Here is a 20,190-nt window from a genome sequence, read left to right as displayed (position 1 = left end):
ACGCCTTTTGGGTTCTGTCGGATTGAGTCACTCTTTGCCGGATAGCGGCGCTTGCGCCTTATCCGGCCTACAAAAGCGTGCAAACCGTAATCACGACCATTAACCTCAGGTACAAACCACTTTAATTGCCAGGCCTCCACGTGAGGTTTCACGGTATTTGTCGTTCATGTCTTTGCCCGTCTCGTACATGGTCTCGATCACTTTATCGAGTGACACGCGTGGCTCGGACGTCCGTCGTAACGCCATGCGCGCGGCGTTGACGGCTTTTACCGCGTTGATCGCATTGCGCTCAATACACGGTATTTGTACCTGCCCGGCGACCGGATCGCAGGTCAGTCCCAGGTTATGCTCCATGGCGATTTCCGCCGCAATACACACCTGAGACGGGCTACCGCCAAGCAACTCGGTCAGCCCGGCAGCAGCCATTGAACAAGCAACGCCAATCTCACCCTGACAGCCCACTTCGGCACCCGAAATCGAGGCGTTCATCTTATACAGCGCGCCTATCGCCCCCGCGGCCAGTAAGTAGCGGGCAATGGAATTTGCATTCACCGGGCGGCGGAACTTGTCGTAATAGGCCAGGACAGCAGGGATAATCCCACATGCTCCGTTGGTCGGTGCCGTCACAACCCGGCATCCGGCGGCGTTTTCTTCGCTCACGGCCAGAGCGAACATGTTGATCCAGTCAATGACGTTCATTGGGTCGCTGGACAGGTTGTCGCTGGAGACCAGCAGTCGACGCAATGCCACGGCGCGACGCGGTACATTAAGCGGGCCCGGCAGGACGCCTTCGGTGTTCATGCCGCGCTCAATCCCGGCATGCATGACGTCCCAAATGGCAGCAAAGCCAGCATCGATTTCTTCTTTGCTGCGCATCGCCAGCTCGTTTTGCATCATCAGACCGGAAACAGACAGCCCGTTGCGCTCACACAGTTTCAGCAGTTCGCTGGCGGAATGAAAATTGTAGGGCACGTGTGCTTCAACATCATGCGCCTGACCAAATTGCTCCTCTTCAACGATAAAACCACCGCCGACGGAGTAATAGGTTTTGCTTAACAGCGTCTCGGTGCCGTTCCACGCGGTGATGCGCATACCATTTTCATGGCGCGGCAGCGTTTCGGTATGGAAGAGAATATTTTCATCTGGAGAGAAATCGACAACATGTGTGCCCTCTGCCACCGGTAAACGTCCGGTACGGGCCACTTCCTGCGTAAAACCAGCGATTGAATCTATATTAACGTTTTGTGGGCTGTTACCAGCCAGCCCCATCATGATAGCGACATCTGTCGCATGACCTTTTCCGGTCAGGGAGAGCGATCCATAAAGATCGACCACAATATGTGTAGCCCTGGGGAGTTCCCCGCTGCTGACCAACAGATCGATAAAGCTTTTACCTGCATTCATGGGCCCCACGGTATGGGAGCTGGAAGGTCCAATGCCAATCTTAAAAATATCGAATGCGCTAATCATATCCACACCCTCGGATTGCCGTTCAGTGAAGACCAGGTTTCACACTCATTAAAGGATCGGGGCGATCCGCAGATCGCCCCGCAGGGGATTACACCGTGTCGCCACGTACAGCGATGGCTTCAATTTCCAGCTTTACATCCTTCGGTAAGCGGGCGACCTGCACGCAACTGCGCGTGGGGTAGATAGCCTTGTGCTCATCAAAGAACTGCTGGTACACCTGGTTAATGGTGGCGAAGTCATTCAGATCGGCAACGAAAACGGTGGTTTTCACGATGTCGCTCACTTTCAAACCGGCGGACTCGACAATCGCTTTCACGTTTTCCAGGCTTTGACGCGCCTGATCGATCACGTTTTCTGCCACTTCACCGGTCTGTGGGCACACCGGTATTTGGCCCGATGTGAACACTATGCTGCCCAGATCCACACCCTGTACGTAAGGGCCAATGGCCCCTGGCGCACATTCAGTTGCAATAACTTTTCTCATAGCCCCTCCGGCGTTAAAGCGCCTGGGTGAAAGTACGGGAAATTACATCCTGCTGCTGTTCACGGGTCAGCGCGTTGAAGCGCACCGCATAACCAGACACGCGGATCGTCAGGTTTGGATAGTTTTCCGGGTGCTCAATGGCATCCATCAACATTTCACGGTTCATGACGTTAACGTTCAGATGCTGCCCACCTTCCACATGCGCTTCATGATGGAAGTAACCGTCCAGCAGACCGACCAGGTTGGTTTTACGCACCCCGTCCTCTTTGCCCAGCGCAGCCGGCACAATGGAGAAGGTGTACGAGATACCATCTTTGGCATAGGTGAACGGCAGTTTGGCCACCGAGGTTAACGACGCAACCGCACCTTTGCGATCGCGACCATGCATCGGGTTAGCCCCTGGCGCGAATGGCGTGCCTGCGCGGCGTCCGTCCGGCGTGTTACCGGTTTTCTGTCCATACACCACGTTGGAGGTGATGGTCAGAATGGACTGCGTCGGCACCGCGTTACGGTAGGTTGGCAACACCTTAATTTTCTTCATAAAGCGTTCGACCAGGTCGCAGGCAATGCTGTCCACGCGCTCGTCGTTGTTGCCGTATTGCGGATAGTCGCCTTCGATTTCGAAATCAATTGCCAGGCCGTTTTCATCGCGAATCGGTTTCACGCGGGCGTATTTGATAGCCGACAGAGAATCCGCCGCTACGGACAGACCCGCCATACCGCAGGCCATCGTGCGATAAACATCACGATCGTGCAGCGCCATCAGCGATGCTTCGTAGCTGTACTTGTCGTGCATGTAGTGGATGATGTTCAGTGCGCTGATGTACTGCACAGCCAGCCAGTCCATAAAGTGGTCCAGGCTCTCCATCACCGTGTCGTAATCCAGCACATCATCCATCAACGGTGTAGTTTTCGGTCCGACCTGGATTTTCAGTTTCTCATCCACGCCGCCGTTGATTGCATACAGCAACGTTTTGGCGAGGTTGGCGCGCGCCCCGAAGAACTGCATTTGCTTGCCGATAACCATCGGGCTGACGCAACAGGCAATGGCATAGTCATCGCTGTCAAAGTCTGCACGCATCAGGTCGTCGTTTTCATACTGTAAAGATGACGTGACGATAGATACCTGGGCGGCATATTTTTTGAAAGCAATCGGTAGCTGCTCAGACCACAACACCGTCAGGTTCGGTTCAGGTGCCGGGCCCATGGTGTGCAGCGTATGCAGATAGCGGAACGAGTTTTTCGTCACCAGCGTGCGGCCATCCAGCCCCATACCGCCGATAACTTCGGTCGCCCAAATAGGGTCGCCTGAGAACAGAGTGTCGAATTCCGGCGTACGCAGGAAGCGCACCATGCGGATCTTCATAATGAAGTGGTCGATCAGCTCCTGCGCCTGCTGCTCGTCTAAAATTCCCGCTTTGAAATCGCGCTCAATGTAGATGTCGAGGAACGATGCGGTACGACCCAGCGACATCGCGCCGCCGTTCTGAGATTTCACCGCAGCCAGATAAGCAAAGTACACCCACTGCACCGCTTCCTGCGCATTACGTGCCGGGCGGGAGATATCGCAGCCATACTTCGCCGCCATTTCCTGCATTTGCAGCAAGGCGCGACGATGTTCAGACAGCTCTTCACGCAGGCGAATCGTGGCTTCAAGATTCTGCCCCCACTCCAGGTTCGACTGAAGATCGGCAAACTGCAGTTCACGCTCGCGCACCAGGTAGCGGATACCGTACAGCGCCACGCGGCGATAGTCACCGATGATACGGCCACGGCCATAGCCGTCCGGCAGACCAGTCAGCACGCCGGATTTACGGCAGCGCAGCATATCCGGAGAGTAGGCGTCGAATACACCCTGGTTATGGGTTTTACGCAGCTCAGTAAACTGGTATTCAAAATCAGCATCCATCTCACGACCATAAGCATCAAAAGAGCTTTTGATCATGTTGATGCCGCCAAACGGATGTAGCGCACGCTTGAGCGGCTTATCCGTTTGCAGACCGACGATTTTTTCCAGTTCTTGTTCAATATAACCCGCATCATGTGCGGTAATTGTGGTAGCAATATTGGTATCAAAATCAACCGGCGCATGCGTCGAGTTTTCGATACGGATGCCCGCCATGACTTTTTCCCACAATGCCGTGGTCGCAGGCGTTGCTTCGGCGAGGAAAGATTCATCCCCTTCATAAGGCGTATAGTTGTGCTGAATAAAATCACGGACATTAATTTCTTCTTTCCAGTCCGTACCTTTAAAGCCATTCCAGGCTTCGGCATACAGCATATCGCTGGTATCGATATTTACCTTCATGAAAAATAATCTCTCTGCTGAAAATTAATTATGCAAATTCTACTGGTGTATTAATTTTGCCTAACGCAATGGCATCACTCGCAATCATTTTCTCTTCATTTGTGGGAATAACCGCACAAATAACACGAGCATCTTTATTTGAGATAATTCTTTCGCCATGGGAATTTGGCAGACTATTCATTTCGCTGTCTATATTCACACCTAAAACAGCAAGGTGCTCAATAACCAGACGACGAATTAATACCGAGTTCTCACCTATTCCGCCAGTGAAAATAATCCCATCAAGACGATGCAGCGATGCGGCATGTCCGGCGATATGACGCGCGATACGATGCACAAACGTTTTAATTGCCAGTTGTGCGCGTTCGTGTCCCTCGTGCCAGGCTTTTTCCAGCGTACGTAAGTCGGACGACAAACCGGAAATACCCAGCAGGCCAGATTCCTTATTCACTACACGTTCAAGGTCGCTTAGCGTCTGGTTGGTTTCACTGGCGATCCACGCCATCGCACCGAAGTCCACATCACCGCTGCGAGTCCCCATCATCAGGCCTTCCAGCGGCGTCATCCCCATCGAGGTATCCACGCTCAGTCCATTACGCACCGCACAGATAGACGCCCCATTCCCGAGGTGAGCCACAACAAGGCCAGAATCATCATGCGGTAGCTCAAGCAGCTCATGCGCACGTTGAGAAACATAGCGGTGCGACGTGCCGTGGAAGCCATAACGACGAACACCCAGTTCCTCAAAATATTTCCACGGTAAACCGTACATATACGCTTCAGGCGCCATTGTCTGGTGGAAGCTGGTATCAAATACCGCGACCTGCTGCCGACCAGGGAAAAGATGCTGTGCAGATTCAATCCCACTCAGGTTCGCATAATTGTGTAACGGTGCTAAAGGAGAGACCCGGCGAATATTCTCGATAACTTCATCTGTAATAATGGCTGATTCGGTAAAGATATTTCCGCCGTGGGCAATGCGGTGGCCAATTAAGGCCACGCTGTCCATTAAATTACGTTTCTCCAGTTCAACGGCAATAGCCTTTAATGCGTCTTCGTAGCTGTGGTGAGCCAGCTTAGCTGGCTCTCCTCCATTAATTGCTATGAACGCATTTTCAGAGTTAATACCGTCTGCAATTCCCGCCAGTAAAACTTCACAGTTTGCTGCATCCAGCACTGAAAATTTAATGGAGGATGAACCACAGTTAATAACCAGTACTACCGGAAACTCATTCATTTCACTACTCCGCTCATCCTGAGCTTATGGATTAAAACAGTTTGTAGACAATGTTCAGGATGGTCAGCAGACCAATCGCGGTAACAAACACGTTATCCAGACGGCCACGGTATTTCGCCAGTGACGGCGCTTTACGGATGGCATACATCGGCAGCAGGCAGAGCAGAGAGGCAATAATCGGCGCGCCCATTGCTTCAATCAGGTCCAGGATATTCGGGTTGGCGTAAGCCACAACCCAGGTGGAGCCCATGATGAAGATCATGCTGATAGTGTTCAGTTTGCCGACGGAAACTTTCGTTTTATCGCCTTTGTAACCAAACTTCAGCACCAGACCGTTCAGGCCTTCCAGCGTGCCCAGATAGTGGCCGAAGAAAGATTTGAAGATAGCGACCAGGGCGATGATAGAAGCACCGTACTCCAGAACGGTCGCGAAGGTGGACTTCGTACCGGACAGTGAAGCGAAGTGGTTCGCCAGGTAAGACAGTACCGGAATGTTTTGCGCTTTCGCATCCGCCATATTTGCCGGAGACAGCGTAAACAGGCAGCTAAAGGCGAAGAACATAACTACGGCAACCATCAGCATACTGGCGCGGGAGATGATTTTGGAACATTTCTGCTCGGTGAATTCACGACCGAAATCTTTCTCATACTCTTCACGTTTAGACACTACGAAGGAAGAAACGATCGGTGAGAAGTTAAAAGAGAACACCATGATGGAAATACCCAGCCATACGGTAACCAGGATGCCGTCATGGCCAGTCAGTGCGATATTGCTGAGATCAACCTGATCGATAACCGCTGAGTTCCAGTAAGGAATCAGTGACAGAGAGATAAGCACCAGGCTGGCGATAAATGGCCATACCAGGTAGCTCATCACTTTAACCATCAGATCCTTACCAAACCAGATGACGAATGCCATCAACAGCAGCAGGAACAGTGCCACGAAGCCACGGTTTAACGCGGGCATCTGCAGCTGGTTTTCCCAGAAGGTCATAAAGGTGTTGGTAATGGTGACGCCATAAATCCACAGCAGCGGACAAATCGCAAAGAAGTAGAGGAACGTGATAACCACGCCGCCCGTTTTACCAAAGTGCTCTTCAACCGTTTCTGTGATGTTACCGGAAGGATTAGAACCGGAAAGACACAGGCGTGCCAGCGCACGGTGGCAATAGAAGGCGATGGGGTATGCTAACACCAGCATGATCAGAATGGGGATCAGTCCGCCAAAACCTGCGCGGATAGGGAAGAACAGCACCCCTGCGCCGATGGCTGTACCAAATAAACCCAGTGTCCAGGTGGTGTCCGATTTGCGCCAGGACGACTGTTTTGTCTGGCTGGATACAATGCTATCAGTAGTACTCATATCCTATCCTCAACGAAGTATATTAAGCGTCAACTAAACCAGTAATTTGAGATACACGAGAAAGGTCGATATTACCGCCAGAAATAATGCTGACTGTTTTTCTGTTCTGGATATAGCTATCTAATTTCCCGCTTAATAATGCTGCGCATGCCAGCGCGCCGGCACCTTCAGTCACAACTTTATTTCGCTGAATTAATGCCACCATGCTGTTGCGAATTTCATCTTCGCTGACCAGGACAATGTCATCCACCAACTCACGAACAATTTCATACGTTAAAGTACCCGGGCGAGAGACGTCACAACCATCCGCCAGGGTGCCGGTCGTTCGGTGCGTGGTTATTTCTCCAGCGTGGAAAGATGCCGCCATGCCGTGAACGTTTTCAGACTGCACACCAATAATTCTAATTGTTGGGTTGATAGATTTAATTGCTACGGCAACACCCGCAATCAGTCCACCACCGCCAATTGGTACAATCACGTTATCGACATCGTACAGATCTTCTAAAATTTCCAGGCCAATCGTTCCCTGGCCAGCAATCACTTTTGGATCATCGTATGGCGGAATAAAGATACGGCCTTCCGTTTCCACAATCTCGCTAACCTTCGCGATGGTGTCGTTGAAGTTGTCGCCGTGCAGCACAACTTCTGCGGAATAATCGCAGGTTGCCGCCACTTTTGACTTCGGCGCGCCTTTTGGCATCACCACTTTGCCATCGATACCGAGCATAGCGCAGGAGAGAGAAACCCCTTGCGCATGGTTACCCGCAGAGCAAGCCACCACGCCCTTCATTCTTTCTGCTTCAGTTAATGAACTGAGCTTGTTAAAAGCGCCACGGATTTTAAATGAACCGGTACGCTGCATGTTTTCAAACTTGAGGAAAATTTCCCCTTTGCAACGTTCACTAAAATAGTTAGAGCGAGGCATTCCCGTTTTATAAATTTTCCCCGCCAGTCTTTTTTTCGCTTCGAGGATATCTTCAATTGCAACTGGGAGATCGTATGTAATGTGCATTAGAACCTCTTACCTGGGTATTAAAGTAAATAGATAGCCGTGACCAACGTCTGATATAGATCGATGGCGTTAATTTTGCATTAAAACAAGTTCAACCTTTAATCAATTTCAATTAATTGCTTTCGCCTACAAGAATTATATGATGAATATTCTTTGGCTAATTCAACCAAAATAGATGCTGCTTTTTTTATTCGATAATTTTTAGACCAAACGGCGGCATAACGTGCAACCGGTAAGGCTTCTTCTACCGGGATAGTAATAAACTGGTCTGAACCAAATGGAGCGGTCATATCACAGGGAATTACTGTTAAGAAATCAGCATTGAGAACAAGATTATAAATCGTGACAACGGAGTCTGTTTTAACGATGTTTTCACTGCTGATGCCATTATTTTGTAACGTGGTGAGAAGTTCGCTGTAGTAACCCATATTCGTTTGTGGCAACACCCACTGTTCGTTTTTCAACGCGCTCAGTGTGGTGATGCCGGTGCATGTTCGGGACTTACTGGCCACCAGAATAAACTCTGACTCAAAAAGCGGCTCAACATGGAGATCCTGCAGTTTCATCTCATCACTTAGCGTACCAATGGCGAAATCCAGACGCCCATCGCGTACCGCAGGTAAGAAAGAGGAGAGCTGAGCCTCATACATGGAAACCTGCGCTTTCGGGAACACCTCTTTGAATTTTTTTATCATGCCGGACATGATGGTAAAGGCGATCAGTGAAGGGAAGCCAAACGACACATCAACGATCGCGTTGCTGGTCATGCTGTTCATCTCATCAACCATGTTTTTCATTTCGCGGGTAATGGATTCAGACCATGAAAGCATCACCTGACCTGCCTGGGTCAATGTCACACCGGTATTTTTACGTACGACTAACTCAATGCCAAAATAAGCCTCAACATCGTTAATGATTTTGCTGACAGCGGGTTGAGTTAAACCTAATTCTTTTGCAGCCGAGCCGATAGAACCACTTCTAATGACTTCCTGAAAGACCACTAAATGCTGTGTTTTAGGGAGAGTAATAGTATTCATATCGACCTGCGTTAATTACTTTGTTGACGGCAGGAAGTGTACCAAATTAAGCAATCGAGGATATGTGCGACCACTCACAAATCCCCTTCACTTACATTTTGCAAGAGTATTATTAAACAATAAAATTCTTTATAATCAATAAATTATAAAAACACGATCTCACTTTAACCTGACTTTAATCAAAAAAAGATGGGGGGATAACAGAATTTTATGGCAATAACACACCTGCTTTTCCCGCTATTTCCAAAAATCGTGAAAGGCTATATTTCAATCAATTACAGAACAATTATACGGCAAAATGATGCTTAAATTTAATAAGCAACTTATCAAATTTAATTATATTTTAATTGTAACCATGAATAAATAACGCCATGCATCACATTTTTTCGCCTTATTTGTTTGTAAAGAAACATTGCATTCATTAATATTTAAATCAAATAATACATAAAATCATCATATGCAACATTACATTAACACTGATTTTGTACGATTTACCAGCGAGTAATTTTGTGATGGCGATCGATTACGTTCATTTATTCTCGATAAAAACGTATCGCACAGCGTTTTGTGTTGGCCGTCACAAAACAGGAAATATCCACCAGTACCTGTTGCCAGATAAAGAAGGTTATCTCCTTCAATAAAGGGAAGGCCACTTCTCATTGCGAGCCACCAGGTTACATCATTAATGCCATACTTAAATGCGCTGTCACTTCATGAAGGGGGATTTGCACCCAGCAATGGTTTTCTTCATCACAAAAAGTGACCTCATTGTCGCTACCGTCTATAAGCAAAATAAAACGTGCTCCCTGGCGTTGCGCGTTCTTCTGCCGGGTCGATAAGCGTAGCGTGGAGCAGTCATTGACAATGCTTAAATGCGGGAAATTACGCCTGAGCCGGCGGCCAAGCAGTATTGCCTGATCCCGTGCCCGTTCCTGGCTGGGTATGATGACAACATCGACATGCTTAGCGTAATCGCTGTTTTTTTTCGTCGCGGTGAGCAACTGCATAATCGGTTCCAGCATGAAAGCGAAGCCACATGCAGAGACAGGATGCCCAATTAGCCGACTGGCGCTGTTGTCGTAACGCCCGCCCCGACACAGTAATTTATTGTGATGCAAAGAATCCGCATACCATTCGAAAAGCTGGTCGTTATAGTCATTTACGGGGAAGAGATTTTTATCGTGGGTAAAAGGGATATTCAGTGCAGTCAATGAGTCGCAAAGATGCGTAAAACGCTGACGGGATTGTAATGACAGGCATGCTTCAAGTTGCGGCGCTTTTTCTGCCAGCCGCAGCATCAAATTATCTTTATCACTCAGTAAACGCTCAGGATGTTGCTCCAGGCAAGCTAACTGCCTGGCATTAAGCAGTGATGCCAGCGGCTGATAGTATTGCTGCAAGTGACGGCGAAATTGAGTGAACTCCTCGGCATTGCCTAATGTATTGACTTTGAGTTCGACAAACGGCAACAGTTGTAGCGATTTGAAAAAATCGTACTGTAAGGAAATAAGTTCAATCTCAATGCCAATATCTGGATAGCCAAACGCTTCCACGCCCAATTGATGAAATTGGCTGATGTTCTGTTGGTTCTGACGGCGGAACATTGCCCCCTGATACCATAATCGTGTGCCAATTTGTAAATTCTGATATTGCGATAAAAGCCGTAGACAGCCCATCGTTCCATCACCACGAAATAACGCCTGATGATTAAGCATTAGCTCATCACTTTCACCGGAAAAAGACCTCGTAGCGTTTTCTTCCAGCCTTTCAAGAAGCGGCATGCGGATCTCCTTGTAGCAATACTGCTGCAATAAATACTCCGCTTTTTTTTCCAGCCACTCCCAGTCCGCGGCGGGGTTCTGGTAATGCTTACGTGGACGACCACTTTTTCGTGGCCGCAGATTCCGCTGATATTTTTCTTCCAGCGACTGAGAGTAAGGTGTCGTTGCCAGTAGGCAGTTTTGCACCAGTGATGACTCAATACGCGTAATGACTGCTGGAACAATCATACCCAGGCAAAAGCGCTGGTAGGCACCTGAACGCTGCGCCGCATTTTCTCCGAGGCGCAGATACTCTTCATGGGGAGTGATCCGCACTTCAGGGGAATCAGCAAAACTATGATGAGGTGTTTCATCCACGCAATGGCATTCAACGTATTTTTTTGTCAGTAAGAAATAGGCGTTGGGTTCGACGGGGCAGCAATTGTATCGACTATCCCAAAGCGTACCATGGCGTTGGTGACGGTGGTTGAAGTAGTGGGTGTAACCTTTGGCGATATATTGCATAAAACGCCCGAGGCATTCTTTATCAGGAGCGGACAGAAATAAAAATATTTTCTTTGATGAAAGTGAATACGCATGTAATCTTATCGCATAGATACTCATTGCAGCATCGATGCATTGATAAAAATACTGGTAATCTTCTTCACCTTTAAAAATAGTTTCATCATTATGCCCGCACAATTGCACGAGGTGAGGAATTCCATCGATAAATAATCGGTTTTTTCGTGGCATAGGAATAATGTTTGAATAATATTTAAGTTGGCTAAATAGTGTTTTTATTAGTACATAAGCCACGTCTGTTAATATATTAAGATTTCTAAAGAATCTTACAGGAGCTACCAAAAGACAACAAGATGCCCTTTTGATAGCCCAGTTCACTTATTTCTGGTTAAGCTCATCAAGTCGTAATGCAATATCTTGAATCGCTAGTAAATTTTGCTGGTTATTTTGTAAATCCCAAAGACGAATTTGTTGATCAGCATTAATGGTCAGAATAAAACGACAACCACTCTTAAGGGCATTTTGATGCTGTCGTTTAAGTTTGGTACCGCTACAATCAGTGAGGACACGTAAACCAGGCAAGTCTCGACGAAGCACGCAAGCCAGCACTTGCACCTGTACGCCCCCATCTTCCAGCTCGCTGGTAATCACAACGTCAGGATGGAATTGCCACTGAGGATTCAGGCCGTCATAAACAGTCTGCAGCAGAAGCAACAATCGTTCGATACCTATGGCAAACCCACAGGCGGGCAATTTCTTACCATTAAATAACTCAGCCAGGCCATCATAACGACCACCACCGCAGACTGTCCCCTGAGAACCTAAGTCATCGGTAATCCATTCAAAAACAGTGCGTGAATAGTAATCCAGCCCGCGCACCAAGCGTGGGTTAATGTGATAGGTTATATCGGCATTGTCCAGCAGAGTCCGCAACGTATTGAAATGCCGCTGTGAATCATCCGCCAAAAAATCCAGTAAACAAGGTGCGTTCTCTATCATTTCTTGCATTTCAGGGTTTTTACTATCGAGGATACGCAGAGGGTTTACGTCCAGACGCTTGATGCTGTCTTCGTCCAACAAGTCTCTATGTTGAGTGAACCAACTCACCAGTTCCCTACGATGTGCCTGGCGTTCTTCCGGTGTCCCTAATGAGTTAATTTCCAGCCTGACGTTCTGTGATATGCCTAAATCTTCAAATAGATCGCGCACCATAAAGATCAGTTCAGCATCAACATCGGCACCGGACATTCCGAAGGCTTCGACGCCAAACTGCGTGAACTGGCGTAACCGCCCTTTTTGCGGACGCTCGTAACGAAACATCGGTCCCTGATACCACAAACGCTGTGACTTGTTGTAACACATGTTATTTTCCAGGACCGCACGCATACATCCGCTGGTTCCTTCCGGACGCAAGGTAATATGCTCACCGCTTTTATCGGTAAAGTCGTACATTTCTTTTGAGACGATATCAGTCGCTTCACCCACCGCACGTTCAAAGAGCGCAACGGGTTCCAGGAGCGGCAGACGCATTTCCTGGTATCCATAACGAAACGCCATTTGATGAAATTTACGCTCCAGCCACTGCCACATTGGTGTTTCGTCAGGCAGCACATCGCGCATACCTCGTATGGCCTGAATTTTGCTCATGACAACTCCTTGCTTAATAAAGAAAAATATTGTTCAGTCAAATTGTGCTGCGGGACACCCTTGTTCAGGCGATGGCGTCGGGCAACATAAAGAAGGTAAAGAGGGATGGTGATCATCTGTAAAATAATTCCCCATACCACGGTAGAGGCACTCTCTGTCATTAACGCCAGCGCAATAAAGCTCAACGCAACCAGACTGAGGCAGCAATAAGTCCAGAAACTGGCATCTCCTCCCCGGCGATGAACAACCATCATGACCGGCAGTGATACTGCAGCAAATGCATAGGGGAGTAAGCTGGCAGAGATGGCCAATGTAATCACGCTCTGGAACTGGTTCTGCAGATTTGGCGACAATGTGAATAGCAGAAGTGCAGTCATCAGCGCTGCAGTAAAAACCAACCCACACCAGGGAACACCATGGCGGTTAGTACGGGCAAAAAAAGCAGGGAGTAAATTATCTTCCGCCGCAGCCCTGGGCACTTCCGTTTGCAGGATTTGCCAACCAGGCATCGCACCGAGGCAAGCGATAACAACCATGGCTGAAATAATCGCTCCAACCGTACTTCCCCACATTGCTTTTGCGCTGTCGGCAAAAGGAGAGGAGGAGTTCATCAGCACATCATGGGGGAGTAGCCCCATGATGACATTGGTTGAACTGGCATAACATAACCCAGCGAGCCCCAACCCTAACAAGGTGGCCAGCGGTATTGTGCGGCGTGGGTTTTTCACTTGGCTAAACGAGACAGATGCAGATTCAATGCCCAGAAAACCCCATAATGAGATAGTTGCCGCGTTAATGATTGCCTGATGATCACTGACGCCACTAAGATTCCAGGCTGCCTGATAACGCGCAACGTCAAAATGTCCCCAGCCCATGACGCCGATGCTGAGGATCACCAGCACCATGCAGCTGCCCGTGAACATTTGCATATAGCCAACCCGTTTCGCTCCACGTAATCCCCAAAGAACAGAGCACCAAAGCAGCACAATGCATGCTGTCGTACCATAAAGTGGGTTGTGTAATACCGGGAAGAAGAAAGAGAGATATCCCACGCCGGCTAACAGCAGCGCGCAGTTGCCAATCCACGTTGACAACCAATAGAACAATGTCATTTGTAGGCCGATAAAGGGGCCAAAGCTGGCAGTAATACTGGCTATGATGCCGCCATTGCGCGGAAATAACTCACTCATTTTGCAGAAAATGAGTGCCAGGGCAGCAATCGCTAAAAACGCAAGTCCCCACCCCCAGACAGAGATTGAACCTATTCTCGCAAGCGTGGCAGGCAGCATAAACACACCGCTACCCATCATATTTGATGCTGTCATCATGGTCAGCGCAAGCAGGCCCATTTGGTTTGTTTTCGCGCAACATTTATCCATGCCAGTCCTCATTTAATAGATCATGGTGAGATGAACGGGACTTCCCCCGCGCATGTCCTGGGCCAAAGTTTGTCGTTACAACCCATCGGTAAAGCGGTAATCTCGTTGAAGGCTCTGTAAGAACAGAGCCTGATAGACGCAACCGATATTGATTGGTCTCGGCATCGGTTGCGCCGCCCCTGAGGGCAGTGATGATTATCACTGCCCTTTCTTCATGCGGCCTGCTGGTTCAGATCAGCAATCACATCGTCAATCAGCTCATCAATCTTGCTGGAGTCAAGGTGGTGCGCAGTGGTAATCAGGTGAGCAATGTCACCAGAAGTGGCCAGACAGTGTTTCTTCCAGACTGCTTCTGACGGGCAAGGGAAAACCACGGTAATTGAGTTTTTATTGCGCCATGCATCAATACCAGCAGCCTGTAAGCGATCGACTGCGTACTGTGCCATATTCAGGCTATGTTCAATGCGGCGTTGCCAGTCGCTCCAGGAATGGCTGCGAATAGCTTCCCACATCATTAGCGGTGTATGGCCGTTACGAGAACCAGAAATGGTTTTATCGTGTGCAGAGATGTAATCAATTTCGACAGAAATCCGATCAACGTTTTTCCTTTTCGCTACCACGATGCCGCAGGGAATAGGCGAACCAATCATTTTGTGGCCGGAAACGCCAATAGAATCAATACCATCAGCGAAGTTAAAAGGTTGCGGATCGTTGACAAATGGCAAAATCATACCGCTCAACGCAGCATCAGCGTGTAGATAATAATCGTCACGTTTGATACCCAGTTGACCAATCCGTTGTTGGATCTCAGCAATATTATCAATAGCGCCACGAACAGTTGTGCCGATATTTGCAAAAATAATCGGATGTTCTTCGTTATCGCGTTGAATTTTACGAATCAAATCATCATAGTCCATCTCACCATTCGGCTGTGATTCCACCAGACTTGATTTAATGCGCAACAACTTAACAATTTTTGCAACGGAATAATGAGTATCTTTCGAGTAATAAAGCGTACCTTCTGGAAACAGTTCACGCCCCAGATAGCAGCCAAACATATTACCTTCAGTTCCCCCATTGGTAACGTAGCCCCAACTTTCTTCAAATGGGATTTTGAAAATTCTGGCGAAATACTCCATTACTTCTTTTTCAAAATCAAACGAGTTCAGCAAATAATTACAATACTCTCCCCAATCACCACAATTATTTATGGAGAAACGCATAAACCGTTCCAGTATAGTGTAATCGAAGTCGGCTGACTCCGGATAGCCTATATTAAAATACTGATTTTTTACGCAATATGACCAAAAAGCATCGAGCTTATTCTGATCGACAATAGATAATGTCATTTTAAACTCCCGTGGATAAAACCAATACAGTTGGATACGTTTAGATACGTTTATCTAAATAAAGAATATCCTGACCTTTCTTACTACGCCCGGCAGCAACAAAAGAGAACAATGGAATGGTTACCATCATCATCAAAATGCCCCAGAATATGGAGTCGCTGCCAGAACCAAGCAAAGCAAAAATGCAGTAAATCATGCCAATAACAACCAACGTGCAGTAAAACATAAACGATCTTCCACGATTGGCTTTCTTTGAAACAAGAATAATTGGAAGCGAAATCAGGGCGTACATATATGGCAGAAGTGAAGCAAATACCGACATTAAAATTACAGCCTGGAATTGTTTCGCCAGATTCGGAGATGCCGTCAGAAGCAAGACAATACTCATTAATACACCGGTGAAAATGAGGCTTTTCATCGGGACATCTTGCTTGTTGGTTTCTTCAAAGAATTTCGGGAAAAGTCCTTGTTGAGCACCTGCGCGCGGGCCTTCTGACTGAAGTATCAGCCAACCTGAAATTGAGCCAAAGCAGGCAATGATGCTCAGTGCGGAAGCAATGTTCCCTGCCGTATTACCGAACATATAGCGTGCGGCATCAGCAAAAGGTGCGGCTGAATCTACCAGAACATTATGTGGTACCAACCCCATAATAACGGTGCAGCTACCAACATAGCATACGGAAGCGATTAATAACCCCATAACGGTAGCCCGAGGAACCGTGCGTTCAGGATCTTCGACCTGACCGGTAGAAACGACTGCAGATTCAATACCAAGGAAGCCCCATAGCGCAATCGACGCTGCAGAAATAATTGCCGAGGAATCACTATGACCCGTTCCATTATAAACTTCAGTATAGAGCGACGGGTTAAACCAGAACCACCCAATAAATCCTACACCTAATATTACGATTAACCCGCAAGTTGCGGTAAAGGATTGTGCCCGCCCCGCAACTTTGGCACCAAAACTAGCAAGGAAAACAAATGCCCACAGAATAATAATTGCGGCAATACAACCGTAAGTTGGATTTTTAAGCTCTGGGAAAAAGAAACTGAGATAGCCGACACCTGCGACCAATAATGCAACGTTACCTACCCATGCGCTGATCCAATAGCACATTGTTGTCTGAAACCCAATGAATGGGCCAAAGGCATCACTGGCATAAGCAACGATACCGCCGGTACGAGGTGTAATTAAACTAGTTTTAGCAAAAACTAATGCCAGTGCAATAACGCCGATGATGGTAAATACCCATCCCCATATTGAGATGGAGCCTATGCCTGCGAGATTAGTTGGCAACATAAATACGCCAGACCCCATCATATTTGATGCGGTCACTAACGTTAGGGCAATGACTCCCATTTTATGAGCAGAGCCTGAGCTTACTGTTCCCATAATGGTTTCCTATTAATTTAAAATTTTGCAATAAGTGGAAATTCGTACTGAATTCGTGGGTCATTGTTATGAATAGAAATGTCCATTATTGTGACAACAATCAAAAATAATAATGAATCAATTTTTTTTGAGCTGTTTTTTCGCTCACTTTTTAACCATTTTATTAGTAATTGACTCTGTCCCCTTTTATTCGACCTGAATAAATAAAAGGCGACACTAAAATAATCAGGAAAAAATCACGACGATCATTTATTAATAATGTAATTTTTTGTTGATGGCTTTGTTTTAATGTTAATAATTATGAGTAATTTAAAGATGTCCTGTTTATTACGCCAAAAACGGGCATTTCTGATATGGATAAAGTAGAAGGGTGTGATTCAAAAGAGGGAACATAATTTATGTTACAACGGACAGAACGATGACTTCCTGTGAGCTACGCCTCACAAAGCAAAACCCCGCCGAAGCGGGGTTCTATAAAGAGTGAAGCTGACCGATAAGCCGCGTTCTTTTGAGCATAGCGTCGTGGACAGTCATTCATCTATTCTGTCTCACAAAGCAAAACCCCGCCGAAGCGGGGTTCTATAAAGAGTGAAGCTGACCGATAAGCCGCGTTCTTTTGAGCATAGCGTCGTGGACAGTCATTCATCTATTCTGTCTCACAAAGCAAAACCCCGCCGAAGCGGGGTTTTATAAAGAGTGAAGCTGACCGATAAGCCGGGTTCTGTCGTGGACAGTCATTCATCTAGGCCAGCAATCGCTCACTGGCTCAAGCAGCCTACCCGGGTTCAGTACGGGCCGTACCTTGTGAACCCCTATTTGGCCTTGCTCCGGGTGGAGTTTACCGTGCCACGGACTGTTACCAGCCGCGCGGTGCGCTCTTACCGCACCCTTTCACCCTTACCTGATCCCACTTGCGTGGGCCATCGGCGGTTTGCTCTCTGTTGCACTGGTCGTGGGTTTCCCCCCCAGGCGTTACCTGGCACCCTGCCCTATGGAGCCCGGACTTTCCTCCCCTCCGCCCGTCTCCCCCGAAGAGGACGACGACGAAGCGGCGACTGTCTGGTCAGCTTCGGCGCGCAGTATAGAGGGTTTGCGGGGTAATGTCACCCCGCACTGCGCATTCCTATCGCTAACGTGGCGGCGATGTTTCTTGAAGCACGGTAAATATTATCAAATGCCCCACGAAAGGCCTCTTCCAGCGTGCTAATGCTGGTCAAGACGCTAAACACTGCATCGATGCCATATTGATGCACCACCTCCACATCACGCGTCAGGCTGCCGCCAATACCAATTACCGGTTTGTGGTATTTCTTCGCGACGCTTGCCACGCCCACCGGCACTTTGCCGTGCACACTCTGGCTGTCGATGCGTCCCTCACCGGTGACCACCAGCGTACAATCGTGAATATGTTCTTCCAGATTGAGCGCCTGCGTCACAATCTCGATACCACTGCGCAGATCCGCGCCTAAAAAAGCCATTAACGCGGCCCCCATACCACCAGCCGCTCCTGCGCCAGGCACGTCTTTCACATCCACCCTGAGCGATTTTTTAATGATATCGGCATAGTGAGAGAGATTACGGTCCAGTTCGAGAATGCGTTCTTCCGTCGCCCCTTTCTGCGGGCCGAAGATGCGGGATGCGCCAGTATCGCCCGTCAGAGGATTCGTCACATCACAGGCAACACGAATTGAACAGGTTTTTAAGCGCGGATCCAGCCCCGAAACATCGATGGTATTGAGGCAAATCAGGCTACCGCCACCGTAACCGATTTCAGTACCGTTGGCATCACAGAGTTTTGCCCCCAGAGCCTGCACCATACCCGCGCCGCCATCGTTGGTTGCACTACCGCCAATGCCGATAATAATGCTCTGCGCCCCGCTATCCAGCGCCTGCAAAATCAATTCCCCGGTACCGCGTGACGTGGTGACTAGCGGGTTACGCTTTTCAGGAGGTACTAACGCCAGACCGCTGGCTGCCGCCATTTCGACAAACGCAGTTTTACCATCTCCGGACATGCCCCAGCAGGCATTCACTTTTTCGCCCAGCGGCCCCGTCACCCACGCGGAATATTCACTCCCTTGCGTGGCGGCAATCATGGCTTCGACCGTTCCTTCGCCGCCGTCGGCCACCGGAACTGAAACATATTGCGCATCGGGAAATATTTCCCGAAATCCTTTTTCTATTGCCTGAGCGACCTCAGTGGCAGATAGACTTTCTTTATAAGAGTCTGGGGCAATTACGATTTTCATAGTTATGTAGCCTGACTGTGCCGCGCAAGGCAAGAAATACAGGGCGCACATCCGCGCCCTTCTTGTTAGCGTGTGACTTCCACTTTCGCCAGTTTTTCGTAGTAGCATGCGAGCGCGCTATGATCGGCGGTGCCCAGCCCATCTGCGCGGAGCGCCTGCATCATTTCCATGACTGCAGCAGTCAACGGCAACTGCGCGCCGACCCCATGCGAGGTATCCAGCGCATTCGCCAGATCTTTGATATGCAGATCAATACGGAAACCCGGCTTAAAGTTGCGATCCATGACCATCGGCGCTTTCGCATCCAGTACGGTGCTTCCCGCCAGTCCGCCTCGGATCGCCTGATACACCAGATCCGGGTTCACACCCGCCTTGGTCGCCAGCGTCAGCGCTTCAGACATCGCCGCAATGTTCAGCGCCACAATCACCTGGTTCGCCAACTTAGTAACGTTACCCGCGCCAATGTCACCGGTATGTACCACCGAACCAGCCATCGCTTTCAGCAGATCGTAATACTTGTCAAAAATCGCTTTATCACCGCCAACCATCACCGACAACGTGCCATCAATCGCTTTTGGTTCGCCGCCGCTTACCGGCGCATCCAGCATATCCACGCCTTTCGCTTTCAGCGCGTCGCTGATTTCGCGACTGGCTAACGGCGCGATGGAACTCATGTCGATAAGCACTGTGCCCGGCTTCGCCCCTTCAATAATACCGTCTTCCCCCAGCGCCACCTCTTTCACGTGCGGAGAGTTCGGCAGCATGGTGATGATCACGTCGCACTGCTCAGCAATGGCTTTCGCCGTGGCAGCGGTTTCTGCACCTGCGGCAATGACTTGTGCAATGGATTCCGGGTTACGGTCAGCAACCACCAGCGAGTAACCTGCCTTGAGGAGGTTTTTACTCATTGGTTTACCCATGATACCGAGGCCAATAAAACCAACTTTCATTGTCATGTCTTTATCTCTCTCTACTGTCGA

General features: G+C 48.6%; 14 protein-coding genes and 1 other RNA gene. All 15 read right to left on the bottom strand.

From position 1 onward, the window contains the following. Nucleotides 1-105: 105 nt before the first annotated feature. Nucleotides 106-1,470 (bottom strand): L-serine ammonia-lyase, encoded by a 1,365-nt coding sequence (gene tdcG / locus I6L54_RS04290; RefSeq protein ID WP_005131490.1) that lies wholly within the window; start codon nt 1,468-1,470, stop codon nt 106-108. 88 nt (nt 1,471-1,558) lie between these two features. After that, a complete protein-coding gene (locus I6L54_RS04285) occupies nt 1,559-1,954 on the bottom strand; it encodes an enamine/imine deaminase (RefSeq protein ID WP_040230535.1) in 396 nt (131 codons plus the stop codon). A gap of 13 nt (nt 1,955-1,967) precedes the next feature. Beyond that, nucleotides 1,968-4,262: a formate C-acetyltransferase gene (gene pflB, locus I6L54_RS04280; RefSeq protein ID WP_040230534.1), complete on the bottom strand. Its 2,295-nt coding sequence runs from the start codon at nt 4,260-4,262 to the stop codon at nt 1,968-1,970. A 28-nt stretch (nt 4,263-4,290) separates the two neighbouring features. Further along, the gene (gene tdcD, locus I6L54_RS04275; protein ID WP_005131695.1) at nt 4,291-5,499 is read right to left on the bottom strand and encodes a propionate kinase; all 1,209 of its coding nucleotides are present in this window, start codon (nt 5,497-5,499) and stop codon (nt 4,291-4,293) included. A 31-nt stretch (nt 5,500-5,530) separates the two neighbouring features. Continuing rightward, on the bottom strand, nt 5,531-6,862 hold the full coding sequence (gene tdcC / locus I6L54_RS04270; RefSeq protein ID WP_005131699.1) for a threonine/serine transporter TdcC: 1,332 nt from the start codon (nt 6,860-6,862) through the stop codon (nt 5,531-5,533). A gap of 22 nt (nt 6,863-6,884) precedes the next feature. After that, the gene (gene tdcB / locus I6L54_RS04265; RefSeq protein ID WP_005131704.1) at nt 6,885-7,874 is read right to left on the bottom strand and encodes a bifunctional threonine ammonia-lyase/L-serine ammonia-lyase TdcB; all 990 of its coding nucleotides are present in this window, start codon (nt 7,872-7,874) and stop codon (nt 6,885-6,887) included. 98 nt (nt 7,875-7,972) lie between these two features. Further along, entirely contained in the window at nt 7,973-8,911 is a 939-nt protein-coding gene (tdcA, locus tag I6L54_RS04260) for a transcriptional regulator TdcA (protein WP_040230533.1), read from the bottom strand. Between the two features lie 674 nt (nt 8,912-9,585). Beyond that, nucleotides 9,586-11,571, bottom strand: a complete 1,986-nt coding sequence (locus I6L54_RS04255) for an ATP phosphoribosyltransferase regulatory subunit (RefSeq protein WP_245163424.1) — start codon at nt 11,569-11,571, stop codon at nt 9,586-9,588. Beyond that, complete coding sequence (hisS, locus tag I6L54_RS04250) at nt 11,572-12,840, bottom strand: histidine--tRNA ligase (RefSeq protein ID WP_040230530.1); 1,269 nt, start codon at nt 12,838-12,840, stop codon at nt 11,572-11,574. After that, on the bottom strand, nt 12,837-14,219 hold the full coding sequence (locus tag I6L54_RS04245; RefSeq protein ID WP_052463717.1) for an amino acid permease: 1,383 nt from the start codon (nt 14,217-14,219) through the stop codon (nt 12,837-12,839). Before I6L54_RS04245 ends, hisS begins: the two co-directional genes overlap by 4 nt. Nucleotides 14,220-14,431: 212 nt before the next feature. Continuing rightward, nucleotides 14,432-15,568 carry a histidine decarboxylase gene (locus I6L54_RS04240; RefSeq protein WP_005131724.1) on the bottom strand — a complete coding sequence of 379 codons (1,137 nt, stop codon included), beginning with the start codon at nt 15,566-15,568 and terminating at the stop codon, nt 14,432-14,434. A gap of 40 nt (nt 15,569-15,608) precedes the next feature. Next, entirely contained in the window at nt 15,609-16,961 is a 1,353-nt protein-coding gene (hdcC, locus tag I6L54_RS04235; RefSeq protein ID WP_005131726.1) for a histidine-histamine antiporter, read from the bottom strand. 694 nt (nt 16,962-17,655) lie between these two features. Further along, nucleotides 17,656-18,032: RNase P RNA component class A (gene rnpB / locus I6L54_RS04230), an RNA gene on the bottom strand. A 32-nt stretch (nt 18,033-18,064) separates the two neighbouring features. Further along, nucleotides 18,065-19,210 (bottom strand): glycerate 2-kinase, encoded by a 1,146-nt coding sequence (garK, locus tag I6L54_RS04225; RefSeq protein WP_040234083.1) that lies wholly within the window; start codon nt 19,208-19,210, stop codon nt 18,065-18,067. A 65-nt stretch (nt 19,211-19,275) separates the two neighbouring features. After that, entirely contained in the window at nt 19,276-20,166 is an 891-nt protein-coding gene (gene garR, locus I6L54_RS04220; RefSeq protein ID WP_040234084.1) for a 2-hydroxy-3-oxopropionate reductase, read from the bottom strand. Between the last annotated feature and the right edge of the window lie 24 nt (nt 20,167-20,190).

It is taken from the genome of Citrobacter pasteurii, from assembly GCF_019047765.1.
Classification (GTDB): domain Bacteria; phylum Pseudomonadota; class Gammaproteobacteria; order Enterobacterales; family Enterobacteriaceae; genus Citrobacter; species Citrobacter pasteurii.
The sequence above is the reverse complement of the archived record's forward strand: the minus strand, read 5'-3'. Positions and strand labels throughout refer to the sequence as shown.

Coding starts and splice junctions, on each gene's coding strand:
- tdcC (WP_005131699.1), bottom strand. CDS start 6,862: ATGAGTACTACTGATAGCATTGTATCCAGCCAGACAAAACAGTCGTCC.
- I6L54_RS04245 (WP_052463717.1), bottom strand. CDS start 14,219: ATGGATAAATGTTGCGCGAAAACAAACCAAATGGGCCTGCTTGCGCTG.
- garK (WP_040234083.1), bottom strand. CDS start 19,210: ATGAAAATCGTAATTGCCCCAGACTCTTATAAAGAAAGTCTATCTGCC.
- I6L54_RS04240 (WP_005131724.1), bottom strand. CDS start 15,568: ATGACATTATCTATTGTCGATCAGAATAAGCTCGATGCTTTTTGGTCA.
- hdcC (WP_005131726.1), bottom strand. CDS start 16,961: ATGGGAACAGTAAGCTCAGGCTCTGCTCATAAAATGGGAGTCATTGCC.
- tdcD (WP_005131695.1), bottom strand. CDS start 5,499: ATGAATGAGTTTCCGGTAGTACTGGTTATTAACTGTGGTTCATCCTCC.
- pflB (WP_040230534.1), bottom strand. CDS start 4,262: ATGAAGGTAAATATCGATACCAGCGATATGCTGTATGCCGAAGCCTGG.
- hisS (WP_040230530.1), bottom strand. CDS start 12,840: ATGAGCAAAATTCAGGCCATACGAGGTATGCGCGATGTGCTGCCTGAC.
- garR (WP_040234084.1), bottom strand. CDS start 20,166: ATGACAATGAAAGTTGGTTTTATTGGCCTCGGTATCATGGGTAAACCA.
- tdcB (WP_005131704.1), bottom strand. CDS start 7,874: ATGCACATTACATACGATCTCCCAGTTGCAATTGAAGATATCCTCGAA.
- tdcA (WP_040230533.1), bottom strand. CDS start 8,911: ATGAATACTATTACTCTCCCTAAAACACAGCATTTAGTGGTCTTTCAG.
- tdcG (WP_005131490.1), bottom strand. CDS start 1,470: ATGATTAGCGCATTCGATATTTTTAAGATTGGCATTGGACCTTCCAGC.
- I6L54_RS04285 (WP_040230535.1), bottom strand. CDS start 1,954: ATGAGAAAAGTTATTGCAACTGAATGTGCGCCAGGGGCCATTGGCCCT.